Annotated in this window: 20 protein-coding genes; 18 read left to right on the plus strand and 2 right to left on the minus strand. The window is 37.9% G+C overall.

Features of this window, described 5'->3' with window-relative positions; genetic code table 11:
* Positions 1–14 precede the first annotated feature (14 nt).
* Positions 15–2,168 (minus strand): GumC family protein, encoded by a 2,154-nt coding sequence (locus tag CV014_RS13230; RefSeq protein ID WP_236142456.1) that lies wholly within the window; start codon positions 2,166–2,168, stop codon positions 15–17.
* Positions 2,169–3,296: 1,128 nt separating this feature from the next.
* Between CV014_RS13230 and CV014_RS13235 the strand changes: the two genes are divergently transcribed.
* The 16 genes from CV014_RS13235 (at position 3,297) to CV014_RS13310 (ending at position 20,393) form a co-directional block, all read left to right on the plus strand.
* On the plus strand, positions 3,297–4,646 hold the full coding sequence (locus CV014_RS13235; protein ID WP_236142457.1) for a glycosyltransferase family 4 protein: 1,350 nt from the start codon (positions 3,297–3,299) through the stop codon (positions 4,644–4,646).
* 330 nt (positions 4,647–4,976) lie between these two features.
* A complete protein-coding gene (locus CV014_RS13240; protein WP_236142458.1) occupies positions 4,977–5,405 on the plus strand; it encodes a hypothetical protein in 429 nt (142 codons plus the stop codon).
* 44 nt (positions 5,406–5,449) lie between these two features.
* The gene (locus CV014_RS13245; RefSeq protein WP_236142459.1) at positions 5,450–6,292 is read left to right on the plus strand and encodes an ABC transporter permease; all 843 of its coding nucleotides are present in this window, start codon (positions 5,450–5,452) and stop codon (positions 6,290–6,292) included.
* Between the two features lie 74 nt (positions 6,293–6,366).
* The gene (locus CV014_RS13250; RefSeq protein ID WP_236142460.1) at positions 6,367–7,131 is read left to right on the plus strand and encodes a Uma2 family endonuclease; all 765 of its coding nucleotides are present in this window, start codon (positions 6,367–6,369) and stop codon (positions 7,129–7,131) included.
* A gap of 95 nt (positions 7,132–7,226) precedes the next feature.
* Entirely contained in the window at positions 7,227–8,495 is a 1,269-nt protein-coding gene (locus CV014_RS13255; RefSeq protein WP_236142461.1) for an ABC transporter ATP-binding protein, read from the plus strand.
* Between the two features lie 484 nt (positions 8,496–8,979).
* On the plus strand, positions 8,980–9,267 hold the full coding sequence (locus CV014_RS30625; RefSeq protein WP_442946910.1) for an acyltransferase: 288 nt from the start codon (positions 8,980–8,982) through the stop codon (positions 9,265–9,267).
* A gap of 1 nt (position 9,268) precedes the next feature.
* Positions 9,269–10,102: a class I SAM-dependent methyltransferase gene (locus tag CV014_RS13265; RefSeq protein WP_236142462.1), complete on the plus strand. Its 834-nt coding sequence runs from the start codon at positions 9,269–9,271 to the stop codon at positions 10,100–10,102.
* Positions 10,102–11,034 (plus strand): NAD-dependent epimerase/dehydratase family protein, encoded by a 933-nt coding sequence (locus CV014_RS13270; RefSeq protein WP_236142463.1) that lies wholly within the window; start codon positions 10,102–10,104, stop codon positions 11,032–11,034. The genes CV014_RS13265 and CV014_RS13270 overlap by 1 nt, the downstream gene beginning before the upstream one ends.
* On the plus strand, positions 11,031–12,218 hold the full coding sequence (locus CV014_RS13275) for a glycosyltransferase (RefSeq protein ID WP_236142464.1): 1,188 nt from the start codon (positions 11,031–11,033) through the stop codon (positions 12,216–12,218). The genes CV014_RS13270 and CV014_RS13275 overlap by 4 nt, the downstream gene beginning before the upstream one ends.
* 131 nt (positions 12,219–12,349) lie before the next feature.
* Positions 12,350–13,510 (plus strand): hypothetical protein, encoded by a 1,161-nt coding sequence (locus tag CV014_RS13280; RefSeq protein WP_236142465.1) that lies wholly within the window; start codon positions 12,350–12,352, stop codon positions 13,508–13,510.
* Positions 13,511–13,547: 37 nt separating this feature from the next.
* Entirely contained in the window at positions 13,548–14,486 is a 939-nt protein-coding gene (locus CV014_RS13285; protein WP_236142466.1) for a hypothetical protein, read from the plus strand.
* The gene (locus CV014_RS13290) at positions 14,483–15,808 is read left to right on the plus strand and encodes a glycosyltransferase family 4 protein (RefSeq protein WP_236142467.1); all 1,326 of its coding nucleotides are present in this window, start codon (positions 14,483–14,485) and stop codon (positions 15,806–15,808) included. The genes CV014_RS13285 and CV014_RS13290 overlap by 4 nt, the downstream gene beginning before the upstream one ends.
* A gap of 5 nt (positions 15,809–15,813) precedes the next feature.
* The gene (locus tag CV014_RS13295) at positions 15,814–16,800 is read left to right on the plus strand and encodes a glycosyltransferase family 2 protein (protein WP_236142468.1); all 987 of its coding nucleotides are present in this window, start codon (positions 15,814–15,816) and stop codon (positions 16,798–16,800) included.
* 5 nt (positions 16,801–16,805) lie between these two features.
* On the plus strand, positions 16,806–17,816 hold the full coding sequence (locus CV014_RS13300) for a glycosyltransferase family 2 protein (protein WP_236142469.1): 1,011 nt from the start codon (positions 16,806–16,808) through the stop codon (positions 17,814–17,816).
* A gap of 67 nt (positions 17,817–17,883) precedes the next feature.
* Positions 17,884–19,170, plus strand: coding sequence for a glycosyltransferase family 4 protein (locus tag CV014_RS13305; RefSeq protein WP_236142470.1), 1,287 nt, complete (start codon positions 17,884–17,886; stop codon positions 19,168–19,170).
* The gene (locus CV014_RS13310) at positions 19,167–20,393 is read left to right on the plus strand and encodes a glycosyltransferase (protein WP_236142471.1); all 1,227 of its coding nucleotides are present in this window, start codon (positions 19,167–19,169) and stop codon (positions 20,391–20,393) included. Before CV014_RS13305 ends, CV014_RS13310 begins: the two co-directional genes overlap by 4 nt.
* Before the next feature lie 122 nt (positions 20,394–20,515).
* Here the strand turns inward: CV014_RS13310 and CV014_RS13315 are convergent, their stop codons facing one another.
* Entirely contained in the window at positions 20,516–21,715 is a 1,200-nt protein-coding gene (locus CV014_RS13315; protein WP_236141326.1) for an IS4 family transposase, read from the minus strand.
* 563 nt (positions 21,716–22,278) lie between these two features.
* On the opposite strand from CV014_RS13315, the gene CV014_RS13320 reads away from it, so the two are divergent.
* Both CV014_RS13320 and CV014_RS13325 read left to right on the plus strand, forming a co-directional pair.
* Complete coding sequence (locus CV014_RS13320) at positions 22,279–23,307, plus strand: glycosyltransferase (protein ID WP_236142472.1); 1,029 nt, start codon at positions 22,279–22,281, stop codon at positions 23,305–23,307.
* A 99-nt stretch (positions 23,308–23,406) separates the two neighbouring features.
* Positions 23,407–24,144, plus strand: coding sequence for an FkbM family methyltransferase (locus CV014_RS13325; RefSeq protein ID WP_236142473.1), 738 nt, complete (start codon positions 23,407–23,409; stop codon positions 24,142–24,144).
* The last annotated feature ends 35 nt before the right edge of the window (positions 24,145–24,179 follow it).

Raw genomic sequence — 24,179 nt, forward strand, 5'->3', positions numbered from 1 at the left:
TATTTTTAAATTGCTTAACTATTACTAACTACACCCAAAATATTCAACGGTAAAATTCTTAAATAATCTAAGGCTTGCTCAATTACAGAGGCATCTGTTTTACTTATCCTCACCACCACCAATACCCCATCTGTATGGGGTGATATGACACTAACATCAGATAATCCAAAGAAATGGGGAGCATCATAAATTACTAAATCATAATCATTCTGGAAGTCTGTCATTAGTTGCCTCATTTTATCAGAAGCAAGTAACTTGATCGGATCATCTGGTGCTGGCCCCGCAGTGATTAAAGATAATTGCTCCATAGAGGGTAGTTTCTGAATAACTTCACTGACTGGTAAATTTGTTGATAGTAGACTACTTAATCCCCATAGATTTTTTAAATTTGCTAGGTTGTGAATCATGGGTTGGCGAAGATTGGCATCTACCAGTAGTACCCGAAATCCCATTGCTGTAGCTGTTTGCGCTAGATAAAAGGCGACGATTGATTTGCCATCACCAGCCATGACTGAACTAATGACTAAAGAACGCACTTGGGCATTAGGTTTAATTTGTTGAATATTGGTATAAAGGAATCTTAACGCATCTAAAAAATCGTTGGAATAACTGCTATATTCTTGTGCGATCGCTACATTTGCATCTTCAGTATCTCCACTATCTTCTAGTGAGGATCTGAATATTTTAAGCTGAGGAAACTTTGATTTGGTAGTACGAGATTGAATGGCTTTGACTTCGTTATCAAAAGGAACATTCCCTAATAAGGGGAAGTTTACTTTCTTTTTCAGCTTCAGTACACTATGATAAGTGTTGTCTGTTTTCTCCAGTAAAATAGCTACTCCTAAACCAGCCGCGATACTGCCAAATAATCCTATAATTAAATTACGTAATCTGTTAGCACCAGCAACCAACTTTGGCTGACTAGGTGGTTGAACTAACTGCCAACCCAACTCTGTTTGCGATATTTGAATTTGCAAAGTTTCGCGGGTTGATAAAAAACGATTCAGACTTTCATTAGCAAATTGTAATTTACGCTGAATTTCTGTATACCTGCGGATTAAAATTGGTACTTGCTTACGCTGTTGTTCTAGTTGCCGTGCTATTTGGGTAACTTCTTGCCCTTGTACTTCTAAAGCTTGAATCTGAGTATTTAACTGTGCTGCTCTTACATTCAAAAAACGCTTTTCTTCTTGCAACAATACTGGCAACAAACTATCTCTTTTTTCCTTCAAAGTTTTCAACCTGGGGTTTTCTTCCTGCAACAGTGTTGATTCTGTAGCGATTAAAGTATCTAATTGTGTGACTTGACTTAAGAGTTGTTGATACAAAGAAGCATCATTAAGTACAGTTTTTCTACCTTTTTCTGTCTGTAGCAGACTTAATTGATCACGCAGTTGAGTTAACTGTAAATCAATATTTTGCTTGTTGCTAGCTAAAGAACTGGCTTGGCTATCCAATGAAGTTCCGTAGCTTTCTGGATCATTAAAATTATATCTTTGGCGGAAAAATTGCAGTTCTTGCTGGATTTGATCAACTCGGTTTTGAATAGATGGTAATTGATCATTAATAAATTTAATTCCTTGACGCAATTTAGTCTGCCGTCTTTCTTGACTATATTCTAAATAGTCTTTCGACAGTAACTCTAATACTTTTGTTACTTCATTGGGATCGTTGCTGCGATACTTTGTCTCTATAATTTTAGTTTCTCCTACCCGATTAATAGTTAGAGATTGAATGAGGGACGGATAGGAGATATCTGGATAAGAAATTCTCAATTTCTGGAGTGTATTTCGCATCACTTCAGGACTTTTTAGGACTAGAATTTGGCTATCGTAATCTAGTTGTGAGTTGTTTGAATTTTTCTCTTGAACAATAGTTACTACATCGCTATCATTACTAACTGGTTCGGCCAACATGAAAAAATTGCTTTCATATTCTATTTTTGGTTTACTGAGCAGAACATTGATAGACACAGCTACCATCACAGTTACGGATACACCGACGATAACTAGCGATCGCCTCTTGACTACGTTTAGCCAATCCCTGATACTAAAATTCTCTTGTTCTTCCTCACTCCAAGGAACGGGAACTGGTTGAGGTTGAGGTAATAAAGGTTGAGATGCCCCATTTTGTTCAGAGTTGACTGCTTTGTAAGGTTGGTTACTCATTATGTTTTAATTGTTTGTTTAATTATTTGTAATAAGTTTGCTCTAGTCTCTTGCACATAAGATTTACATATACCAATGATGAGTTTTTATTACCTATAAACAAAGACAATAATTTCAAGATACGAAAAGTGATTTAATATACAGTTTATTGTTGTAAACTTTGCAACTTGAAATCAACCCCATCTACTACACAAATATTAATTTATATAACACTCTTGTATTATAAAGATTTCATTATTCTACTTATCGTTCACCCCGTCAGCTACTTTAATTAAGTATAAATTACTAGAATGTTTAGCTGGCAAGCCATGATCAAGAGCATTGCATCGCCAAGGATGAGAGAGCGATTAGTATTTTAATTCACCACTTACCACTCACCAGTTTCAACCGAGAAAGTTTCATACTAATTAAAACTATTTTTTTATGAAGAAGGGTTTGAAAAAGTTTAGATGAAAATAAAGTTTAGATGAAGAATACCAGTCAACTTTAAAACATGGTATCTTGTATCTCGTAGTCACACTTAAGTAATACTGAAAAATTTCGGAGATACAATAGTCACTATATTCCCAAAAAATAATTACGGTAAGAATCAGACTCCCAGTAGAAGCAACAGATTCATAAAAAGGTGATCATCATAACTAAAAGACTTTCGGCTTGTAGATTAGAGTTGACTTACTGCACTCTCGAATATTGAATCTTTTGCATCTAAATAGCTAGTAACCCAAAAAGCAAATTTTCACAGATAATCACCTTCGTAAAAATTTGCATTGCCAATCCCTAAAAAGTTCTCTAGAGGTTGCCTTAAAAGTGTTAGATATGCGACTTTAAGGCAAAATGTCTTCTTCCATCTAGTGATTTTTCATGATTTTGCTTTTTTGTTTATTACTTGTGTTCCCTAAAAAGTAAAAACTGGAATTATTGAGCTAGATACAATAGCTGAAACAACATCAGCGATACAAGCACTATTAAAGTGCTATTACTGGTATCTTAGTAAAGCTATTAGCTTCAGCAATTATAACTAAATTTATAAGAAGCGACTCAAGGGAGAAGAGTAACATCCATTAATGGCTTGAGCAGTTCGGTAGTGTGTTCAAAAGAAATTGTAGTTTGTCACATAGGACACAGCCGATGAGACTAAATGAATGGATTAATAAAAAAATTGTACAATCCATTTCTATACCTATAGAAAATCAATATACAACTCCTGTAAAAACACCCAAATTCATTAAATTATGTGTTGTTAATCAGTTTTTCCCTCCAGATTATGCTCCGACAGGACAGTTGATTGAGGAACTAGTTAAACAGTTGGGGCAACAAGGAGTCAATATTGAGGTGTTCACTAGCCAACCTGGCTATGCGTTTCAATCTCAGACAGCGCAAGGACTTGAGTGGGTAGACAGAATCAGAATACAGAGATCCCGTACTGCTCAAATGTGGCCAGGAAGGATTCGTGGTAAAGCTGTTAATGGTGTCCTCTACACATTACGGGCTTTACTGCATATGTTTAGAGCGTGGCGGCGTAACAATATATTATTAGTCACTACAGCCCCTCCATTTTTACCAGTTATAGGATATTTAGCATATTTATTGTTTCGATTACCTTATGTCTGCATAGTTTATGATCTTTATCCAGATATTGCGATCGCTCTTGGGGTAGTTTCCCAAAGCAGTTGGCTAGCGCGCTTATGGCATGAAGTTAACAAGCGAGTTTGGTTAAATTCTCAAGGGGTTGTCGTACTGAGTCCAGCGATGAAGGAACGCATAGTAACTCACTGTCCTGAAGTTGCTGATAAGGTGTCGGTGATACATAGCTGGGCTAACCCAGATGCAATTGTACCAATTCCCAAGGAAGAAAACTGGTTTGCTCATGAGTATGGTTTAGTCAATAAATTTACCGTACTGTACTCTGGAAATATGGGTCGCTGCCATGATATTGAAACAATGTTAGAAGCTGCAAAGCAATTGCAGGATGAGCCAATTCAGTTTGTCTGCATTGGTGGCGGGGCTAAACGCAAGGAATTAATCAATAAGGTAAATCAATTAGGTTTGAACAATTTCACCTTCTTACCTTATCAAGATAAGGAGGTACTGCCCTATTCCTTAACAGCTTGTGACTTATCATTAGTGAGCGTAGATACAACGACAGAGGGTTTAGTAGCCCCTAGTAAATTTTACTCAGCCTTAGCATCTGGGCGACCAATTGCGGTGATTTGCTCCCAGTCTTCATATCTCAAAGAACTAGTAGCTGATGCTAATTGCGGTAGCACATTTGACAATGGAGATGGGGAAGGGTTAGCACAATTTATTCGCTTTCTCAGACGTGATCCCCAAATAGGTGAACGCATGGGTAAAGCAGGCCGACAATATTTGCGATCGCACTTTACCCCAAAAGTCATCTCTCAACAATACTTACGTGTGTTGCAACAGGCAGTATCATCAGAGCAAGTCATGAAAGTATCTGAAGGTAATGTAAAGTAATCATATTGTGGTTATTAAAGTTTGGTAATTTACCAGAAACATCAAATAAATACAGACACAAATGTTCAACTACATGGTATAAAATTCACATGAGACAAATACGAAGTTCAGAGCTTAATTGAAACACATAGATTTCAACTATCAGTTCTGGAAAGCGTGTAAAATCTCTGACTGAAATTTACATATTAAGTAACAGAAAGAGATAGACTCATCATCGTAATTGAATATTTAGTTGGTCTTTTTGAGGAGTTGGGCTTCGATGGTCTTATTGATCTCAGTCCCTCCAAACTAGCCTTCCTTGATCATAGTTATCTATAACAGGAGGTGGAATTGCAGAGAAGGTGTGACCGAAATCGGAAACGTTCAAAACGCAGAGCGATTTACTGTCCGATTCATGGCTGCTATCTTGATAGCGTCAGCCAGAAATATAGAATCTTTGCTGACCAAGCCAGTCAACTACAACAACGAGGTATGAGCCGACGGAGTGCCTTGATGTTAGTAGCGAATCAAACAGCAGTTCTCATAGAAGGAGAATGGCTAGAAGCTTTTTGGTGTGAACAGTGTCAACAGACTAAATGGTATTACGTTCGTAAATCTGATGAGCGTACTTATGACATTTCCTTAGCACCGCCAGAACTATGGCAACAAGCAACAGGAGTAATTCACTCCGAGGGAAACCCTTCTGTGAGTGAATTTACCCGCCGCAGTGCTAGGGATCTTTCCTATCAAGGTCTTAACGGTTTCCAGTTTGTAACCTAAGCCGATAAAGCTATTTTAAAATATTAATCTTCAATCAATAACCTATGAGTAGTACAAATATTAGCTCTAAATCAGAGTTGGTGATTGAAGCTGGGCGCACCGAGCAGCAGTATTGGAAAGATATCTGGCGTTATCGAGAATTATTCTATTTTCTCGCCTGGCGTGACATTTTGGTAAGGTATAAACAAACTGCGATCGGGATTGCTTGGGCATTAATTCGCCCCTTTCTAACGATGGTAGTGTTTTCAGTCGTGTTTGGAAAGTTAGCACAATTACCTTCCCAGGGTGCGCCTTATCCGATTTTAGTATTTTCAGCAATGTTGCCTTGGCAATTTTTTGCTAATTCTCTTTCCGAGTGCAGCAATAGTTTGATAGGTAATGCCAATTTAATTTCCAAAGTATATTTTCCTCGCCTAATTGTCCCTACCAGTGCAGTGGTAGTTAGCTTTGTAGACTTCATGATTTCGGGGATAATCTTACTAGGATTAATGGCTTGGTATAACTACATTCCAACTTGGAGGATTATCACCTTACCATTTTTTATTGCCATTGCCTTTGCCGCTTCAATGGGTGCAGGATTATGGCTGGCTTCTTTAAATGTTAAATATAGAGATTTTCGTTATATCGTCCCATTTATTGTGCAATTTGGATTATACATATCACCAGTAGGATTTAGTAGTACCATAGTTCCTGAACAGTGGCGGTTTTTATACTCCTTAAATCCAATTGTTGGTGTAATTGATGGTTTTCGTTGGGCGATTTTAGGGGGAGAATCGAACTTGTATTTACCTGGATTTTTGCTATCTTTGGGTTTAGTATTTCTATTATTTGTTAGTGGGATTTGGTACTTCCGCAAAATGGAACGAACATTTGCAGATGTGATCTAATTTTAAAGATAACTGTCTGGACTCTCCAGCCTTCACCTACAATAAAGTAGATAATTCTGGCAATCAAAACTGGTATGTACCAAACTGACCCACCTCTTCCCCCCAGTGAAGTCCTACCGACAATGTACGACCTTCCCAGCGAAGACCCAGAGGAGCCTGGTTTGCCCGACGAATTTCACGACTTTCAACCCCAACTTTTGCGGGAAACCTGCCAACCACCAACTTATCCCACTGGGGAAATGTTCATTGGTACAGACTTAAATTTATATTACGATGCTCGCAATCGCTTATGGCATAAAAGACCAGATTGGTTTTTAGTATTGGGTGTATCTCGCGCTCAACAACAACAAGAAATGCGTCTTAGCTACGTTGTTTGGCAAGAAGCAGTTGCACCATTTTTAGTAGTAGAGTTACTCTCACCAGGTACAGAAGCAGAAGATTTAGGGCAAACATTAAGGGATGCCAATAAACCCCCGACAAAATGGCAAGTGTATGAACAGAATTTACGCATTCCTTATTACGTTGTGTTTGACCGCTACCAAAATTTGTTGCGGGTGTTTGAATTAACAGGAATGCGATATCAAGCAGTAGCAATTGCCGAGCCGAAATTTTGGTTTGAGGAATTACAGTTAGGTTTGGGGGTTTGGCAGGGACAGTATCAAGAAACAGAAGGTTTATGGCTGCGTTGGTATGATGTTGCAGGTAACTGGATTCCCACTTTCGAGGAACGAGCCGAACAAGAAAGGCAACGTGCTGAACAAGAACGGCAACGGGCGGAAAGATTGGCTCAAAGATTGCGAGCGATCGGTGTAGACCCAGATACTTTAGAGTCATTTTAGGATTCGCACCGATAAGTTTTGTGATAGGTGTGCAATCAATTAAAATCCTAATTTATTAACAAACTAATATATATTAACTGATATCTAAAAACCTTATGTCTGACACTGTAATTCGGGTAGAAAATCTAGGTAAAAAATATATTATTGGGCATCAAACCCAGGAAAAATACACCGCACTAAGGGATGTGATAGCTAATGGTGCTAAAGGTTTATTTAAGTCATTACGAAATCAAAAATTTAAACCTGCAAATTATCAAGAAGAGTTTTGGGCTTTAAAAGATGTCTCATTTGAGATTAAGCAAGGTGACAGAGTTGGAATTATTGGCCGCAACGGGGCAGGGAAATCTACACTTTTAAAAATTCTCAGCCGTATTACTGAACCCACTCAAGGAAACATCAAAATTAAAGGCAGAGTTGCTAGTTTGTTGGAGGTAGGTACAGGCTTTCACCCAGAGTTGACTGGAAGAGAAAATATCTACCTCAATGGCGCAATTCTGGGGATGAGTAAGGTAGAGATTAAACGCAAGTTTGATGAAATTGTAGCTTTTGCAGAGGTTGAAAAATTTTTAGATACCCCAGTCAAACGATATTCATCAGGAATGTATGTGCGGTTGGCGTTTGCGGTAGCGGCGCATCTAGAACCGGAGATATTGATTGTAGATGAAGTGTTAGCAGTAGGTGACGCTCAATTTCAAAAGAAATGTCTAGGAAAGATGGAGGAAGTAGGAAAAGAAGGACGTACCGTTTTGTTTGTGAGCCATCAAATGGCGACAGTCACAACACTCTGTCAACGTGCTATATGGTTGCTCAATGGTCAAGTACACCAAGAAGGAAATTCAGATTGGATAACTAGTAAATATTTAATTCATGGATCTGAACTATCAGGAGATATAACCTTAACAGCCCAAAACCAAGATCCGCGTTTTTACTTTAAACGGATATCATTACTCAATTCAAACAATAAAATTACTTCTGTATTTGATGTCAAAGAAGCAATTAAAATTTGTTTAGAATATTGTTCGATAAAGCCTGCTAAAAATTTAGAAATAACTATTAGAGTTTACAATTCTAGCGGTATACCGATTTTTAGTATCAATCGTTCTTCATCATTAAAAATTGAAGTCAGTCCAGGTAACTATATTGCAGAAATTGAGTTACCGGCTAACTTTCTTGTACCTGATACTTATACTATTGATATTGGCGCACACGTACCAAAGGTTGAGGTTTTGTCACACTATCAATCCTCAATTAGTTTTGAAATAGAAGAAACAGGAAGTGATATGAGTTTATATAAGGGTTCAGCCTTTGGAGTGGTGTTTTTAGATTTGAACTGGCGAGAAGATCACATATCAGTATGCCGATAGAATGCAACACGAACTTACAGAGTAATACTTGGTATGGATTATGCTTATGTTATTATTTGTGATTTTCTGTGATTTAAAATCTTTAATTCTTTCAATAGAAAAAATATATTAAATAAAGCTAAGTAAACGCGAAATTCACAGCATTTAAATGTTGGGGTTAATAATTTTGATGAAATACATTGCCTATATTCTAAGGAAAATAGCAAACAAATTAGATAGAGGTACTGTTAGAAGCAGTAGAAATTTATGTATTAAAACAGGTGATGCTTGCACTCTAACATCCAATGTAAAAGTTTACAATCATCCCTGCAATCCAGAAGCCATTATTTTAGGTAATGGAGTAATGATAGACGGTACTTTAGAAGTTTATAAACAAGGTAAATTGTTGATTGATGATAACACATTTATAGGCAATTCTAGAATATTTTGTACAACTAATGTATATATTGGTAAAGGATGCTGGATTGCAGACCATGTGTTTATAATGGATAGTGATTTGCATCCTATATCCCCCAAACGTCGTTTAGAGGATGCTATTAATTTTTCAAAAGGTATTTTTCCAGATGTTTATAGAGATATACCAAATGCACCTGTTTCCATAAACAATTCTGTATGGATAGGTGTAAATTCTACGATATTAAAAGGTGTAACAATTGGTGAAGGTGCGGTAGTTGGAGCAGGTTCAGTAGTAACAAAAGATGTTCCACCGTGGACAATTGTCGCTGGCAATCCCGCACGAATCATTAGAGAAATTCCAGAAGATGAGCGATAAAATGCTAACTTGGGAAGAAGCGGTTCAATGGTTAAGAAATCAGCCTGAACAACGCGAACTAGTTCAACAGTGTTATTACGATGATCCTCTAGAATCTGCTGCTGAACGCTTTAGTCAAAGTGAAGAATGGGCTGCCTTATATCAACTCTTAAAGCCAAAAATTCCAGGTAAAGTTTTAGATATAGGAGCAGGGAGAGGAATTTCCAGTTATGCCTTTGCCAAAAGAGGTTGTTCTGTTACAGCATTAGAACCTGATCCGAGTGATTTAGTGGGTGCTGAAGCAATTCGCAATTTATCTAAAAGTACAGGTTTGCCTATTCAAGTCGTTCAGGATTGGGGAGAGAAATTACCATTTACTGATAATTATTTTGATATTGTCTATGGTAGAGCCGTTTTACATCATGCACAGGACTTAAAGCAATTATGTGGAGAAGCAAAAAGAGTATTAAAACCTGGTGGTTATTTTATCGCTACTCGTGAGCATATCATTTCCTGCAAGGAAGACTTGCAACAGTTTTTAGACTCCCATCCGCTTCATCGTTTTTATGGTGGAGAAAACGCTTATCTTCTAGAAGAGTATACGACGGCTATTTGTTCAGTCGGCTTGCAAATGATTAGCTCGTTTGCTCCATTAGAAACTGTTATTAACTATGCACCCATGACTCAAAGTCAATATCAAAACCAACTGAAAAATTCTTTAGCAATCCGTTTTGGACAGCCATTGGCTAACTATTTAAGCGCATTAAAACCAGTTCAATATTTTTATGGTAAGTACGTATCACAAAAATTAAATACTTCTGGCCGTCTATATTCGTTTTTAGCAGTTAAGCCATAATGGCAAGTAATAAGATTGCTCTAATTACAGGTGTTACTGGGTTTATTGGCCGCTACATAGCCCGTCATTTCTCCGAGCAAGGATGGTCTGTTATTGGTATTGGTACTTCCCCACCAGAAAACGCCCCCTTAGCCAATTTGACAAAATACTACTGCCTGAGATTACCAGATTTATATTTACACGAAATATTACAGCTACATTATCCCTCAATTTGTATTCATTGTGCCGGACGGGCTTCCGTTGGCTTATCTGTTTCTGAACCCGGTTCTGACTTTTATACAAATTCTGTAGTTACCTTTGAACTCCTTAATTCACTACGTCTTCATACTCCCAATTGTAAATTCATTTTTCTTTCCAGTGCCGCAGTCTATGGAAATCCTCAATCACTACCCATCAATGAAACACAAACAGTTGCTCCTATCTCACCATATGGCTTTCATAAACTAATGTGTGAGCAAATGTGTTTAGAATTTACAAAGGTGTATGGTTTACCAACTGCTAGTATGAGAATATTTTCTGCTTATGGTCCTGGTTTACGTCGTCAGGTGGTCTGGGATATTTGCCAAAAGGCAATAATCAAAGGTTCTCTATTATTACAAGGTACAGGAGAAGAAAGTCGAGATTTCATCCATGCTCTAGATATCGCCAGAGCATTAAGTGTAGTTGTTAAATCCGCACCAATGGAAGGAGAAGTATATAATTTAGGCTCAGGTAGAGAAGTAAAAATTTCTGAACTGGCTACAATAGTACTAAATTCTTTAGAAGAAAATTTAACACTTCAATTTGATGGAATTGTTCCCCTTGGCAATCCTCTGAATTGGCAAGCAGATATTTATAAATTGAAATCCATTGGTTTTATTCCCACTGTTGAACTAGAACGGGGAATTAAGACTTTTGTCAACTGGTGTCGTGCTGAACTGGTAGGTGTATGAATCAACCTCTAAGAATTGGTTTGTTGATGCAGGGGGGGCGTGCTTGGATAGGTGGTAGTGAGTATATCAAGAATATTATCTTGGCACTATCAAGTCTACCAGATGAAGCGCGTTCAACGTTTGAAATATGCTTATTCTACAATCAAGATTTTGAACCAAGTATTCAAAATCAATTAAAGCCTTATTTAGATATTACTTACAATCTAGGCAATGAATTAAAGCCTTTTACATTGACTAATCGTTTAAGGTGGAAAATAAGACGGTCTTTATTTAAACAATCAGATCCTCGTTTTTCAGATTTATTGAAGGCAAATAAAATTAGTTTTGTTTATCCTTATTTAGTTCCTAAAAACGAAAATTTACCATATCAGGGATGTCCTTGGATTGCCGACTTTCAACATAAATACTTACCCCATTTATTTACACAATCAGATATAGAAACACGAGACAGAGGATTTGCAAAGATAGCTAACTTGAGTCCAAGAGTAGTGTTGAGTAGTAAAACAGCAGCAACAGATTTTAAAAAATTCTTTCCAGACACTCAATGTCAAACAGAGGTTTTACAATTCAGGACTTCTCTACCTGCTAGTTGGTACGAATTGGATGCAATCGCAGTACAACAAAAGTACCACCTACCAGAGCGATTTTTTCTAGTTAGCAATCAGTTCTGGCAACATAAAAATCATTTAGTTTTATTAGAAGCCTTAAAAATACTAAAATCCAATTCTATATATCCAGTAATTGTCTGTACTGGCCATCTTTATGACTACCGTAAACCTGATTACATAGATACCATACTACAAACTATCTCTACTTATGGACTAGCAAATCAGGTTTACTTACTAGGTTTAATACCCAGAATCGATCAGATTCAACTTATGCGTTATTGCCTAGCTGTAATTCAGCCTTCTCTATTTGAAGGTTGGAGTACGGTAGTAGAAGATGCTCGTTGTCTTGGTAAAAAAATGATTCTCTCTGATTTTCCAGTTCACTTAGAGCAAAATCCGCCAGGAAGCATATTTTTTGAGCGAAACTCGCCACAGCAACTAGCCAATTTGATTGCTGAATGGTGGGAAATGCTGCCTCTTGGAGTGAATTTAGAAGAGGAAACTTTAGCACAGGAAAGAAATCAAGAAGATGTGAAAAATTTCGGATACCGCTTTCTAGAAATTGCTAGGGGCTAAAAGAGGAGGATGATTTTTATATCTTTATGGCGATCGCCCTACTAGAGTACCCCCTAGAACTACAAGCCAAAAGATACATAGAGCTATACCAACAGGTTGTGAATGATAAATAGGATGAATAAGCAAGGACAATGAAAAAGCATATTCTTTTAGTTTCTTTCCTACCACCGATGGAGGGAACTGGTAGTCCTATTATTTTAAAAAGGCATTTAAGCCAACTGGAGCTTCAAGGCTGGAAAATATCAATTGTAGTACCAGAATCTTCTCTAAAGAGTGCTAATAAATTTTCCAATTCGTGGCAAATTATTCCTTTAACTGGTCGTAAATGGTGGTGGCCTCCTGTTAAGCGAGCAATTCCAGGACTAGTAAAAATGCGCCTACCTCTCTGGCGATGGGAGTGTGAGCAATACTTGGGAAAAGAGCGACCTTCAGTAATTTTGGCATTCCTTTGTGATATATATCCTTTATTAGCGTTGCATTTGTCACAAAGTTGGAATGTTCCCCTATCAGTCATCATTCATGATCAAGAAGAATTATGGGCAAAATCTGAAAAAGAAGCTTATCTTATTCGGCAACGCTCTATAGCTGTACTAAGAAAAGCAGCAAGAATTTGGCCAGTTTCGCCAGAGCTTGCACAAGTTTACAATCTTGACTGTACAAAAAAAATTTCTGCTCTTTACCCGATTCCAGAAAAAAACAGTTGCAATTTTGTTGAATGGAAAATTAATTTCCAGTCTCACCCTGTTGTCGCTCATGCTGGAAGATTACATCCATTTCAATTTCCTAATTTTCTCATTCTTGCTCAATCTCTGCAAAAAATAAATGGAACACTTTTAATTATTGCTCCTAGTAATAATCCTACTTTAGCTAAGTTACTTGATATATGCCCAAATGTAAAATACCATGAACCTTTTGAGCAAAACAAAGATGTCATTAATTTTCTATCAGGTAAAGCGAGCTGTATATTGGTATCCTACTCCTTCTCCCTAATTGAACAACCTTGGGCAGCAACTAGCTTTCCAAGCAAGCTGATTGAGTTTTCCAAATTAGGTTTGCCAATACTGATTATGTCACCTTGTTCTACAGCGATATCTAACTGGGCTAAAAAAAATCAGTGGCTTGCACACATTACTCGGCTAGATGAAGCAGATATTTTTAACACGATAATCAAGCTTACAAAACGAGAAACTTGGATGAAAATGTCTGAGCAAACACAAAAATTTGCTCTTCATGAATTTTGCCCAGAGCGTATTCATTCACAATTTGTTTCTGAGTTACCTGGTAAATCATAAAACAAATTAATGAAAAATTCAAATATCGGATATAGATATGGATAAAGTAATCATTCTTTCACAAGATTTTAAATATTCTAACATGATTACTTATGATGCTGGACCAGGTTATGCAGAACTAATGGGTTGGCAATATGACTATCTGAATAACATTCAATTGTATTCAAATAGCATTATTATTATTGATAATCGTATTTCAGAATTAGAATGTTTCAAACTTCAAGAATACATATCACAGAATAAAAAATATAATTTTTTATTAAAAATTGTTGATCCTTATGAGGAATGGTGTCGTAATCATCACTACTATCGTTTTCTATTTGAAATTAAAAATCATCAAAACGTTTTCTTTCTAAGTGTATATAAACCTGCGGAATTAACTAAAGAAATAAATGATTTAACTGATAATACAAAAATGGTCTTTATTCCTTATGCCTTCAAGGATACTTATAAACTAAAAAATTCACTTTCTAGTAGAAAGAAAAAAATAGTTTTTTCTGGAAACCTAGACCCCAATGTTTATCCTTATCGTTATGATTTTCTTAAAAAAATCAAAAGGAATCCCTTACTTTGGAATAAAATTTGTTTATTAAAACATCCTGGTTATCCTGATATTAATCAAAAACTATTACATAACGTGGTTGGAAATAAGTACATTGAGTTTTTATCTCAATTTAAATTTATGTTCATTTCCCCATCTCGTTGTGGATTAGAATTTCTGAAATATAGTGAATGTGCCTATGCCCAATGTGTTCCTATAGGAAAAGCACCTTTAAGTTTTAGTAATAAATTACAAGATTGTTTTATTAATATAGATTTTTCGGATTTTTATAAATCCATTAATTATATTTTTTCTATCCCTGTGTCTGAATTACAGAATATAACAGAAAATTACTATTACACATTTGAGCAAGAAAGAAATCCTGAGCTTTTAAATTCTCAGCTTGATACTTTCTTGGAACAGGTAATTGCATGAAGTTACTATTCATCATCCCCGAATATCCACCTTGCTCTGGTGGTGGAATTGCCACTTTTTACAGTAACCTTATACCAGAACTTTCTCGTCAAGGACATCAAGTCCATATATTAGTCGGTAGTGCTTTATCGCCAGCAATAACTGGCTATCAAGTAGACAAATTAACCGTAGACTTTCTCAACCCTCAAGCAGTAAGTGCTAATATAGCAAGATTTAATCGCTATAATGCCATTCCAGAATTTCAACGTCATCTTGCGGCTGCATGGACAGCATGGGAACAGGTAAACAGAAGTGAAGGCTATGATTTAGTGGAAACCACAGATTGGGGTATGTTGTTTACTCCTTGGATTGTCTCAGAAGATAGTCCACCTACTGTTGTGCAACTTCATGCCAGCATTGGTCAAATAGATTTTTATGACCCTCAATTGGATAGCCAACTTCAAAGTAGTTTGATTCGTTTATTAGAATTAAATTTGCTCTCATTAGCAGATGAGTTACAAGCTAATAGTCAGTTTAATGCTAAGACTTGGCAACACCTGACGGGTAGAAATGTTACTTATATTCCTCCCATGTTGTCTTGTCAACCTGCTATTAAAACATTAGAAAAATCTGCTCATGGTTTAGTAGTAGGGCGGATTCAGCACTGGAAAGGCCCTACAATTCTCTGCGAAGCCTTAAGATTGCTGGGAGCAAAATCCCCTATTATCGACTGGATCGGTCGTGATACAGTGTATCGGGATTCAAAAACTTCAATGTCTGCCTATCTTACACAGACATATTCTGATATCTGGGGGAAAAAAATTCAGCCATTGGGAACTTTCTCCCCAGAAGAAACTCGCCAACGCCAAGCAATGGCAAACTTTATACTTATACCGTCTATTTGGGATGTATTTAACTACACCTGTGTAGAAGGAATGGCTCAAGGACAGACTGTATTGTGTTCTCAGGGGGCTGGATCAGCAGATTTGATTACTGATGGAGTCAATGGACTAACATTTAAAGTTGGTGATCCGCAAAGTTTAGCAAACAGTTTGGATACTTTATTGAGTTGGAGCGATGCACAACGAAAAGAAATTGGCAAGGTGGCTCAAGAAACTGTTAAAACAAAACTTGCACCTGCTAAAATCGCCCAACAGAGAATTGAGATTTATGAAAAAGTAATAAACAATGGTAGATTTTCAACTCGTCCTAATTCTTGGTTAGTTGATGCTGTTTCTCCTGCCAAGCCTTTAGAAAAACCATTAGCATTTCTTGATCGTTTACCTTTGCGCGAGTTGAGTAATTATCTAGTTAAGCGGAGTCTGAAAAAATTTCTGACTTGATAGCTATGACTTATCCTTCCTTAGCTTTATGTATTCCTGCTTACAATGCCACAGCTTACTTCCCACGATTACTTGAGTCTGCCTTAGCACAGACAATTCCCTTTGATGAAATCTGGGTTTATGACGATTGCAGCACTGATGATACAGGTAAAATTGCTGCTGATTTTGGAGCTAAAGTTATTAGAGGAGAGATCAATCGCGGCTGTTCTCATGGTAAAAATGTCTTAGCAGAACACACAACTTGTGAGTGGATTCATTTTCATGATGCCGACGATGCCTTATATCCTAACTTTGTAGAACAAGCTCGCAAATGGATGGTTTTAGACAACTCGCCAGATGTTGTTTTATTCAACTATGAATGGCGGCGAGATGATACTGGAGAATTGATTAGTATTCGTCAGTTTGATGATGCTGAATTAAGGCGAGATGCGATCGCCTACACAATTCGAGAACAAATTAATCCTTTTTGTGGATTGTATCGTCGTTCAGCATACCTACAGGCAGGGGGTTATGACACTGATCCATTAGTTCTTTATAACGAGGATGTAGCATTTCATTGTCGGATGGCGATCGCAGGCTTAAAATTTGCATCCGATCCAGCAATTACATTGATTAATTACTATCGAGCAAATTCTATGTCTTCTGCTAATCAAATTAAATGCCTTAAAGCGCAATTTCATGTCATGCGAAAAATTTCTGAATCCTTAAAAGGTCAATACTCTGATGAAATTGCCCAAAGGCTTTGGGCAATTTCTGGATCTTGTGCAGCTCATTTAGATTGGGGAACTGCCGATGCCTGTGTAAATTTAGCTATATCTATTAACGATAAAAAGCCCAAGAATATAAGTAATTTATTTACAATTCTATGTATTTTTAATCCTTTTTTTGCAATTCGTTTACGCGAGTGGTTAATTAGATTTTTAAAACCACAACTACGCCAAGGAATGCCAAAATTGTTTTCTAATTTTGATTATATTCTAATTAAAAATTAAGTGATATGAATCCTTTAGTCTCTATTATAACTCCTTGCTATAACGTTGAACAATGGCTGCCAGATACAATTGAATCAGCCTTAGCCCAAACTTGGTCAAATATCGAAATTATCCTAGTAGATGATGGCTCTAAGGATAACACCTTAGCAATAGCTAACAGTTTTGCTTCATCTAAGGTCAAAGTCATTAGTCAAGAAAATGCCGGACAAAGTGCAGCAGAAAATCGGGCTTTCCAAGAAGCTCAAGGCGATTTTATTGAATATTTAGATGCTGATGACTTGTTAGCACCTGACAAAATTGAGCGTCAAATTCAGCTTTTGGGTGATAGTAATTCTGAGTTTGTCGCATCGGGAGAATGGGCAAGGTTTTACAAATTTTCGGAAGAAGCTTTATTTATTCCTCAACCTCTTTGGCGAGATATGTCACCTGTTGACTGGCTAATTTGCGCCTGGGAAGGACATTACATGATGCACGGTGCTGCTTGGTTAGTTCCACGTAAGATTGCCGAAAAAGCAGGGTCATGGAATGAAAAGTTATCTCTCATCAACGATTTTGATTATTTCAGTCGCATTTTGCTAGCTAGTCAAGGAGTTAAGTTCTGTCAAGGAGCCAAAACTTATTATCGGTCGGGAAATACAAGCAGTCTGAGTGGTTCTAAATCTCGCAAAGCATGGGAATCTGCTTTTTTAGCTCTAGAACTTGGGACTAATAATTTATTGCTGAAAGAAGATAGTCAGCGTACACGCCATGCTTGTGCTACTGTTTTTCAACGCTTTATTTATGAGGTGTATCCTGATGTACCAGACCTACAAGATAAAGCAGCAGCCAAGGTTCAAAATTGGGGTGGTTCTGATTTAACACCTTCAGGTGGGCCAATGTTTAAATTAATGTCTGGTTTTTTAGGCTGGAAATTGGCAAAAAAAGTACAACAGCAAGTTTACAAATATGGTTATGCCAAAGCTGGTCTTGGTTGGAAACTCTCGAAATTAAAACAGAAAATTATTTTTAATGCTTAAAAGAAATAATTCAATTTTTCGCCTATTCTTTTTAAGAATTTCTATATGAATTTAGTTATCTAAATATATGCTGGAAACTAAATATTCTCAATCAGTCACCCTTTCACATCCTGCTCCTACTCCTTTTGTCCAACAGGTTGGTAGAGCGCTGTTTGAAACAAACCTCTTAAACCAATTTACCACCACAATTGTTTATAAACCGGATGCTCAATGGTTAAATTATCTTAATTCAGTAGCAAAGTTATTAAAAGTTGATTTAAGTAAACAGCTATCACGCCGTTCTGTTACAGAATTTCCTTTATCTTTAGTCAAAGACTATCCTTGGCATGAAGTCTTTCGTCTGTTAGTAGGTCGCTTAGATAAAGATAAAAGACTCACAGATGTAGTATTCCATTGGGGAAACAAAAATTTTGACCAATGGGTTGCGCGTTCTGCTTTAGCAGGTGCTAAAGCTGTGTATAGTTACGAGACAGCTTGCGTGGAAACCTTTCAAGCTGCCAAAAAACATAACATGGCTTGTATTTATGATGTACCTGCGCCAGAACATGATTTTGTCACTCATCTTCTCAATGAAGAAATTAAAAATTATCCAGAACTGAATACTTCTTACTGGAAATATGTTCTGACTCTTCAAGAGAGTCGCACTCAATGGCGCAGGCAAGAATGGAATTTAGCTGATGTTGTGATTGCCAATTCCGAATTTACTAAGGCTTCCTATGCGGCGGCTGGTTTGGATGTAGAAAAAGTTCGAGTTGTACCTTATGGCGCGCCGCCCATCACCACTGAGGTTTCTCAGGGTAGCTCCGCAGCAGAGCCTCTGCGATTTTTCTGGGCTGGAACTTTCAGTATTCGCAAAGGCGCTCATTACTTATTAAAAGCTTGGAAAAAACTGCAACCAAATTCTCAAGCCCGTCTGGATGTGTTTGGTGCTTTGGAATTACCCAGTTCTTTGGTTCAGGACTTACCAAAAGAAATCAAAATTTCTGGAACTGTCCCCCGTTCTGAGCTTTATGAACTCTATCGCCAAGCTGATGTGCTGGTATTCCCGACTTTATGTGATGGCTTTGGTATGGTTGTGACTGAAGCGTTTGCTCAGGGTTTACCAGTGATCACTACCAACCGGGCTGGTGCGGCTGATTTGGTAAAGCATGGTGTTAACGGCTTGATTATTCCCGCCGGAGATGCTGATGCTTTAGCTGAGGCTTTGGATTGGTGTTTAACCCATCGACAGGAACTCAAAGCTATGCGAAAAGCGGCGCTAGAGACTGCTGCTAGTTGGCAATGGTCTGATTATCGCCGCACTTTGATTGAAAAGATGTTGGATGGACTCAAGGCGGCTGGCTACACCCTATGAGACAGCAACGGATATGTCTAGTTAGTCCTGGTCACGTTGCTTCTAACCCGCGATTAGTGAAAGAGGCGAATGCTTTGCATGAAGCTGGCTTTCAAGTCAGGGTGGTTGCTGGAGATTATATGGCAGCGATTCGCCCCTTAGACCAAACTATCTTGTCCCAAGCTTCTTGGGCTTGGGTGCAGGTGGGATTAGGTGCTAGACCGAGTTATTTAGCGCGTAGGCTGTGGCAGAATGTTGCCCGCTATATGACAAGGACTGGCTGGATTCCCCACATATCGATCGCTATTTGGGCGCATAGTACGGTCAGTTTTCAACTTGCTAAAGCGGCGGCGGCTGAACCTGCCGACCTTTACATAGCGCATAATTTAGCAGCACTCCCCGCAGCTGCCATAGCTGCCCAATATCACCAGGCGCGATTGGGTTTTGATGCTGAGGACTTTCATGTGGGTGAGTTACCTGATACACCAGAGTATCAGGCGGAAATTGCGGTGCGTGATCGCATTGAACGCACTTTTTTACCCCTATGTCATCACTTAACTGCTGCTTCACCAGGAATTGCTGCCGCCTACGCTGAACGCTACGGGGTAAAAATGCAGCCAATTCTCAATGTCTGTCCCCTGTCAGAAGCACCGACATCACCCTGTGAACCCCAAACCTCACAACCCTCGCTTTACTGGTTTTCCCAAACTATAGGCCCTGGTAGGGGACTGGAATCAATTATTCAGGCAATGGGGCAAATGCGGACTCCTGTACATCTGCATCTGCGTGGTCTTGTGGCTGCTGGATATGCACAAAAACTGACGGAATTAGCCCAAAGGGTAGGAGTAGGCGATCGCCTCCACTTGCTTCCGCCTGCACCTCCATCTGAAATGGTGCGCCTAGCCGCCTCTCACGACCTGGGCTTATGCTTAGAATTAACTCAACCCTTGAATCGAGCTATCTGTCTGACAAACAAAATTTTTACATATCTTTTAGCAGGTTTACCCATACTCATGAGTAAAACACCTGCTCATGAAGAAATTTACCCACAAATTTCAAAGGTGTCGATACTGATAGACATAGATAATCCTACAGCAATAGCTATTGCTTTGGATGAGTATTTTTTAAATCCTAGTAAATTGCAACTAGCTCGTGACCAAGCTTGGAAGTTAGGGCAAGAAATTTATAATTGGGACGTAGAACAGCATCACTTTTTACAAGTTATAGAAAAGACTTTAAGATAATTTTCTATCTGTGAAATTTAAAAATAATTCAAGTTATTAAATGAAAAAAAGACGATTTATATCGCTTGAACAAGCTTTTAATTCGCAAAAAAATAGTTTAATCTCAGAGGGTGACAAGCTACCTATAAAGGTTGGTGCATAAGGGAGAGGGCATAAAAGCCACGCTGAAAATAGAGTCGTTTATGGGGTTTGAGGGCAATCAGACTCAAGACCCAATCAGCCCATAATTCCATCCCATAACGCCATCGTTGTCCGTAGAGTCCAAAGCTAAAGTGACTCTGGCGTGGGGTCTGGTCTTTGTGTGATTGGATACGTCCAGCATAGATATCTATGCCTAATTTTTTCATTTGTTGCCCCTGCATTGTCGCCAAACTATAAGCTAAGGCAATCAACAAGACTAAGGCTAAAAAACGGGTGTCATTAACCTTGGTATCTTCCAAGTTATAGCCACTTGTTTTATAATCCTTGAACATTTGTTCAATACCCCAACGACAACGATAGACTGCCAATGCTTGTTGTAATGTTGGGAGGTTAGTTAAGATATACCAAGGTTCTTTTGCTCCCTGATTATTATATTTTCGTTTCCAATAGATAGCCAGATTAAATAGTCCAATTCCATCCCCTTTATTGCACCTCACTCCCTGATAGAATTTAGACATTCCCGGTTGGAATCCCAGATTTTTTAGAACTTGATACTCCTGATTCAATGCTGTTTGGAAATGCAGGTCTTTTTTCTGCCTCAGAGCGAAGAATACACCCCTTTCATCCAGCCATTGAGCCAGTTTAGGACTGTGAAATTCTCGGTCTCCTAATACTAAAACCGGATAGTTTTTCAATAAAGTCAGCACTGTTTTTAGGAGACGTTTTTGAGTGTGAAAATTACTGTTTCCTACCTGTTTTAAAACCTCCCAATACAAAGGAAGAGCATGAGTTCCCCAGACTAAGCTCACCATAAATACATTTCTTCCCTGCCATTGGGTTCTGTCAATTGCGATGAGCCAATATCCATATTTATGGTGTTTGAGTTTCTGGAGACGACGACGCTGGTCTCGATTTAAGTTTCGTCCCCTTTGTACTTGTCTTATCCAATATTTTATCAAGGGAAACCATAAAAGTTTGACATGGAGTTGCGGCAAGTTCAAAAAGCGTTGTATGTTGCGTTTGCGACTGCCATATTGAATCGGTTGGGGAAAAACACTCGCTAAAACGGAGAGTTTGACCTGACGATGAACTTGTAGCAATAACAACAAAAGCTGTAAAGTTAGATACTGGGTTTCATTCAGATGGGTACGCAGGGTTTTTTGGTAAGATTCAGGAAACATATTTTTTCCAGGGAGCCGCAAAAATGCTCCCTATTTTTTGTCTCCACTATCTTCTCAAAGTTTTGTCCCATCTAGCTTAGAGTTGCCTTGTCACCCTCTCAGTAGTTTAATTTTTTTGCGTTTATTTTTAGCAATTTTAGTGATTTTTTCTCATAGTTATGAATTGGGTGGATATGGAATAGAACCTTTTAAAACCTTATATAAATTTACTTTGGGAGATATAGCTGTTCATGGGTTCTTTGGTCTTAGTGGGTTTTTAATCACTGCCAGCTTTATGAATACATCTATATAAATTTGATAAAATCATTGACTCAATTTCTTTGATAAGTTGGCTCAAATATGTAGGTTTAATATTATATTCGCTTGATCTACTTCATGTGCCTTTTCAAGGAAGAGTCATAAATCTAGGGTCAAGGTTTATTCCCGTTGACACCTTAATGATGCTCCTACTACAAGTAGTAGGCTGGACTGTGGCAATTTAGTGTTAGTATCATATTTTACAAGTTAGTAGAAAAACCTTTAAATAACAGGCGATATCAACAAACAATAGCTAAATCATAGCCATGAAAATTCTGCTCACTGCCGATCCCGAACTTCCAGTACCACCAAAACTATACGGTGGTATTGAACGTATTGTTGATTTACTTGTCACAGGATTGCAAGCTCGTGGACACACTGTGGGACTGGTGGCTCACCCTGACTCAACATCACCTGCAAATCAGTCCTTCAGTTGGTTGGGAAAGCGATCGCAAAACAAATTAGATGCACTGCAAAACACATTCACCCTATGGTCAGCAGTAAATCAGTTTCAGCCTGATATTGTCCATAGTTTTTCCCGCATCTTCTATTTATTACCCCTGTTACCTTCATCTGTTCCGAAGGTGATGTCTTATCAACGATATCCCAGTCATCGCACCACTAGTTGGGGTGTCAAACTTGCTCAGGGTTCTTTGACCTTTACAGGTTGTAGTGATTATATCTGTAAGATTGGACGCAATGCTGGCGGCCTTTGGCATACCATCCACAACTGTGTAGAACTGGAAAAATACACTTTTCAACCAAAGGTAGCCGCCGATGCACCCCTGATATTTCTCAGCCGAGTAGAACGGATTAAAGGAGCGCATACAGCGATCGCTATTGCCAAAAAAACTGGACGCAGCTTAATTATTGCTGGCAATCATTCCACAACTGGAGAAGCTGGTCAATACTGGCAAGAAGAAATAGTTCCTCATTTGGGAAAAGATGGTATTGAGTATATTGGCGCTGTCAACGATGTACAGAAAAATGAACTTTTGGGACAAGCTGCTGCCATGATTGTACCCATAGAATGGGAAGAACCTTTCGGAATTGTTTTTGCTGAAGCTCTGGCTTGTGGTACTCCTGTCATATCTTGTCCCAGAGGCGCATTACCAGAGATTGTGCGTCAAGCCATTGATGGCTACTTGATTAATAGTATTGAAGATGCTGTAGTAGCAGTAGAAAAATTACCAGATATTAACCGTTATCAATGCCGTCAACGTGTAGAAAAATATTTTTCTGCTGATGTAATTGTCGAGAAGTATGAGAAACTATACCAAAAACTTTTTACTTAAAATCTAATTTGGATATTTGAATTTTTCATACTTTATACTTGATATTTGAAGTTAATGAGTTTTTTGAGCTAAATTATAAAGCTTACAGGTCAATTTACCATGAATATATCTGGAATCTCAAATAAATCTTTAATCGGAAAAATTTTGCGCTGGCCACTGAAACTCATTCCTCAGACAACAGTCTTACCTATTCTACAGGGTAGGCTCAAAGGGAAGCGATGGATCACTGGTTCAAGTCAACATGGTTGCTGGTTAGGCAGCTATGAATACGATAAGCAAATTCTATTTGAGCAAACTATTAAAGAAGGAAGTATCGTATTTGATTTAGGCGCACATACAGGATTTTATACACTTTTAGCTTCCACATTAGTTGGTGCTAAAGGAAAAGTATTTTCATTTGAACCAATGCCTACGAATATTAAGTATTTAAAACAGCACTTGCAGTTAAATAGTATACCTAACGTTACTGTGGTGGAGTCGGCTGTTTCAGATAAAACTGGCATTGATTATTTTGAATTAAACTCTTCTACCTTTCAAGGACAGTTATCATCGAAAGGTAGTTTACAAGTTCAAACAGTTAGTATTGATAATTTAATTGCTAAAGGAGAAATACCTGTACCTGACTACATCAAAATTGATGTAGAAGGAGCAGAAATGAAAGTGTTTACGGGTGCTAAAACAATGCTAAGTAATGCTCATCCAACTATTTTCTTAGCAACTCATAGTGATGAACTCCATCAACAATGTATTGAGTTTTTAACTTCATTAGGATACAAAATTAAACCTATTGGCAATAAGCCCTTGGAAGAATCTGAGGAAATTATAGCCTTCTATTAAAAGTCACAAATTTTGGCATTAGAGGTTAATAAAAT

Source organism: Nostoc sp. CMAA1605 (genome assembly GCF_021596505.1).
Lineage (GTDB): Bacteria > Cyanobacteriota > Cyanobacteriia > Cyanobacteriales > Nostocaceae > Trichormus.

Bases quoted from the DNA above. Each gene is read 5' to 3' on its own strand.
- CV014_RS13325 (WP_236142473.1), top strand. From the start codon at position 23,407: ATGAATATATCTGGAATCTCAAATAAATCTTTAATCGGAAAAATTTTG.
- CV014_RS30625 (WP_442946910.1), top strand. From the start codon at position 8,980: ATGGATAGTGATTTGCATCCTATATCCCCCAAACGTCGTTTAGAGGAT.
- CV014_RS13265 (WP_236142462.1), top strand. From the start codon at position 9,269: ATGCTAACTTGGGAAGAAGCGGTTCAATGGTTAAGAAATCAGCCTGAA.
- CV014_RS13280 (WP_236142465.1), top strand. From the start codon at position 12,350: ATGAAAAAGCATATTCTTTTAGTTTCTTTCCTACCACCGATGGAGGGA.
- CV014_RS13245 (WP_236142459.1), top strand. From the start codon at position 5,450: ATGAGTAGTACAAATATTAGCTCTAAATCAGAGTTGGTGATTGAAGCT.
- CV014_RS13285 (WP_236142466.1), top strand. From the start codon at position 13,548: ATGGATAAAGTAATCATTCTTTCACAAGATTTTAAATATTCTAACATG.
- CV014_RS13295 (WP_236142468.1), top strand. From the start codon at position 15,814: ATGACTTATCCTTCCTTAGCTTTATGTATTCCTGCTTACAATGCCACA.
- CV014_RS13270 (WP_236142463.1), top strand. From the start codon at position 10,102: ATGGCAAGTAATAAGATTGCTCTAATTACAGGTGTTACTGGGTTTATT.
- CV014_RS13315 (WP_236141326.1), bottom strand. From the start codon at position 21,715: ATGTTTCCTGAATCTTACCAAAAAACCCTGCGTACCCATCTGAATGAA.
- CV014_RS13310 (WP_236142471.1), top strand. From the start codon at position 19,167: ATGAGACAGCAACGGATATGTCTAGTTAGTCCTGGTCACGTTGCTTCT.
- CV014_RS13250 (WP_236142460.1), top strand. From the start codon at position 6,367: ATGTACCAAACTGACCCACCTCTTCCCCCCAGTGAAGTCCTACCGACA.
- CV014_RS13320 (WP_236142472.1), top strand. From the start codon at position 22,279: ATGAAAATTCTGCTCACTGCCGATCCCGAACTTCCAGTACCACCAAAA.
- CV014_RS13235 (WP_236142457.1), top strand. From the start codon at position 3,297: ATGAGACTAAATGAATGGATTAATAAAAAAATTGTACAATCCATTTCT.
- CV014_RS13290 (WP_236142467.1), top strand. From the start codon at position 14,483: ATGAAGTTACTATTCATCATCCCCGAATATCCACCTTGCTCTGGTGGT.
- CV014_RS13230 (WP_236142456.1), bottom strand. From the start codon at position 2,168: ATGAGTAACCAACCTTACAAAGCAGTCAACTCTGAACAAAATGGGGCA.
- CV014_RS13255 (WP_236142461.1), top strand. From the start codon at position 7,227: ATGTCTGACACTGTAATTCGGGTAGAAAATCTAGGTAAAAAATATATT.
- CV014_RS13300 (WP_236142469.1), top strand. From the start codon at position 16,806: ATGAATCCTTTAGTCTCTATTATAACTCCTTGCTATAACGTTGAACAA.
- CV014_RS13305 (WP_236142470.1), top strand. From the start codon at position 17,884: ATGCTGGAAACTAAATATTCTCAATCAGTCACCCTTTCACATCCTGCT.
- CV014_RS13275 (WP_236142464.1), top strand. From the start codon at position 11,031: ATGAATCAACCTCTAAGAATTGGTTTGTTGATGCAGGGGGGGCGTGCT.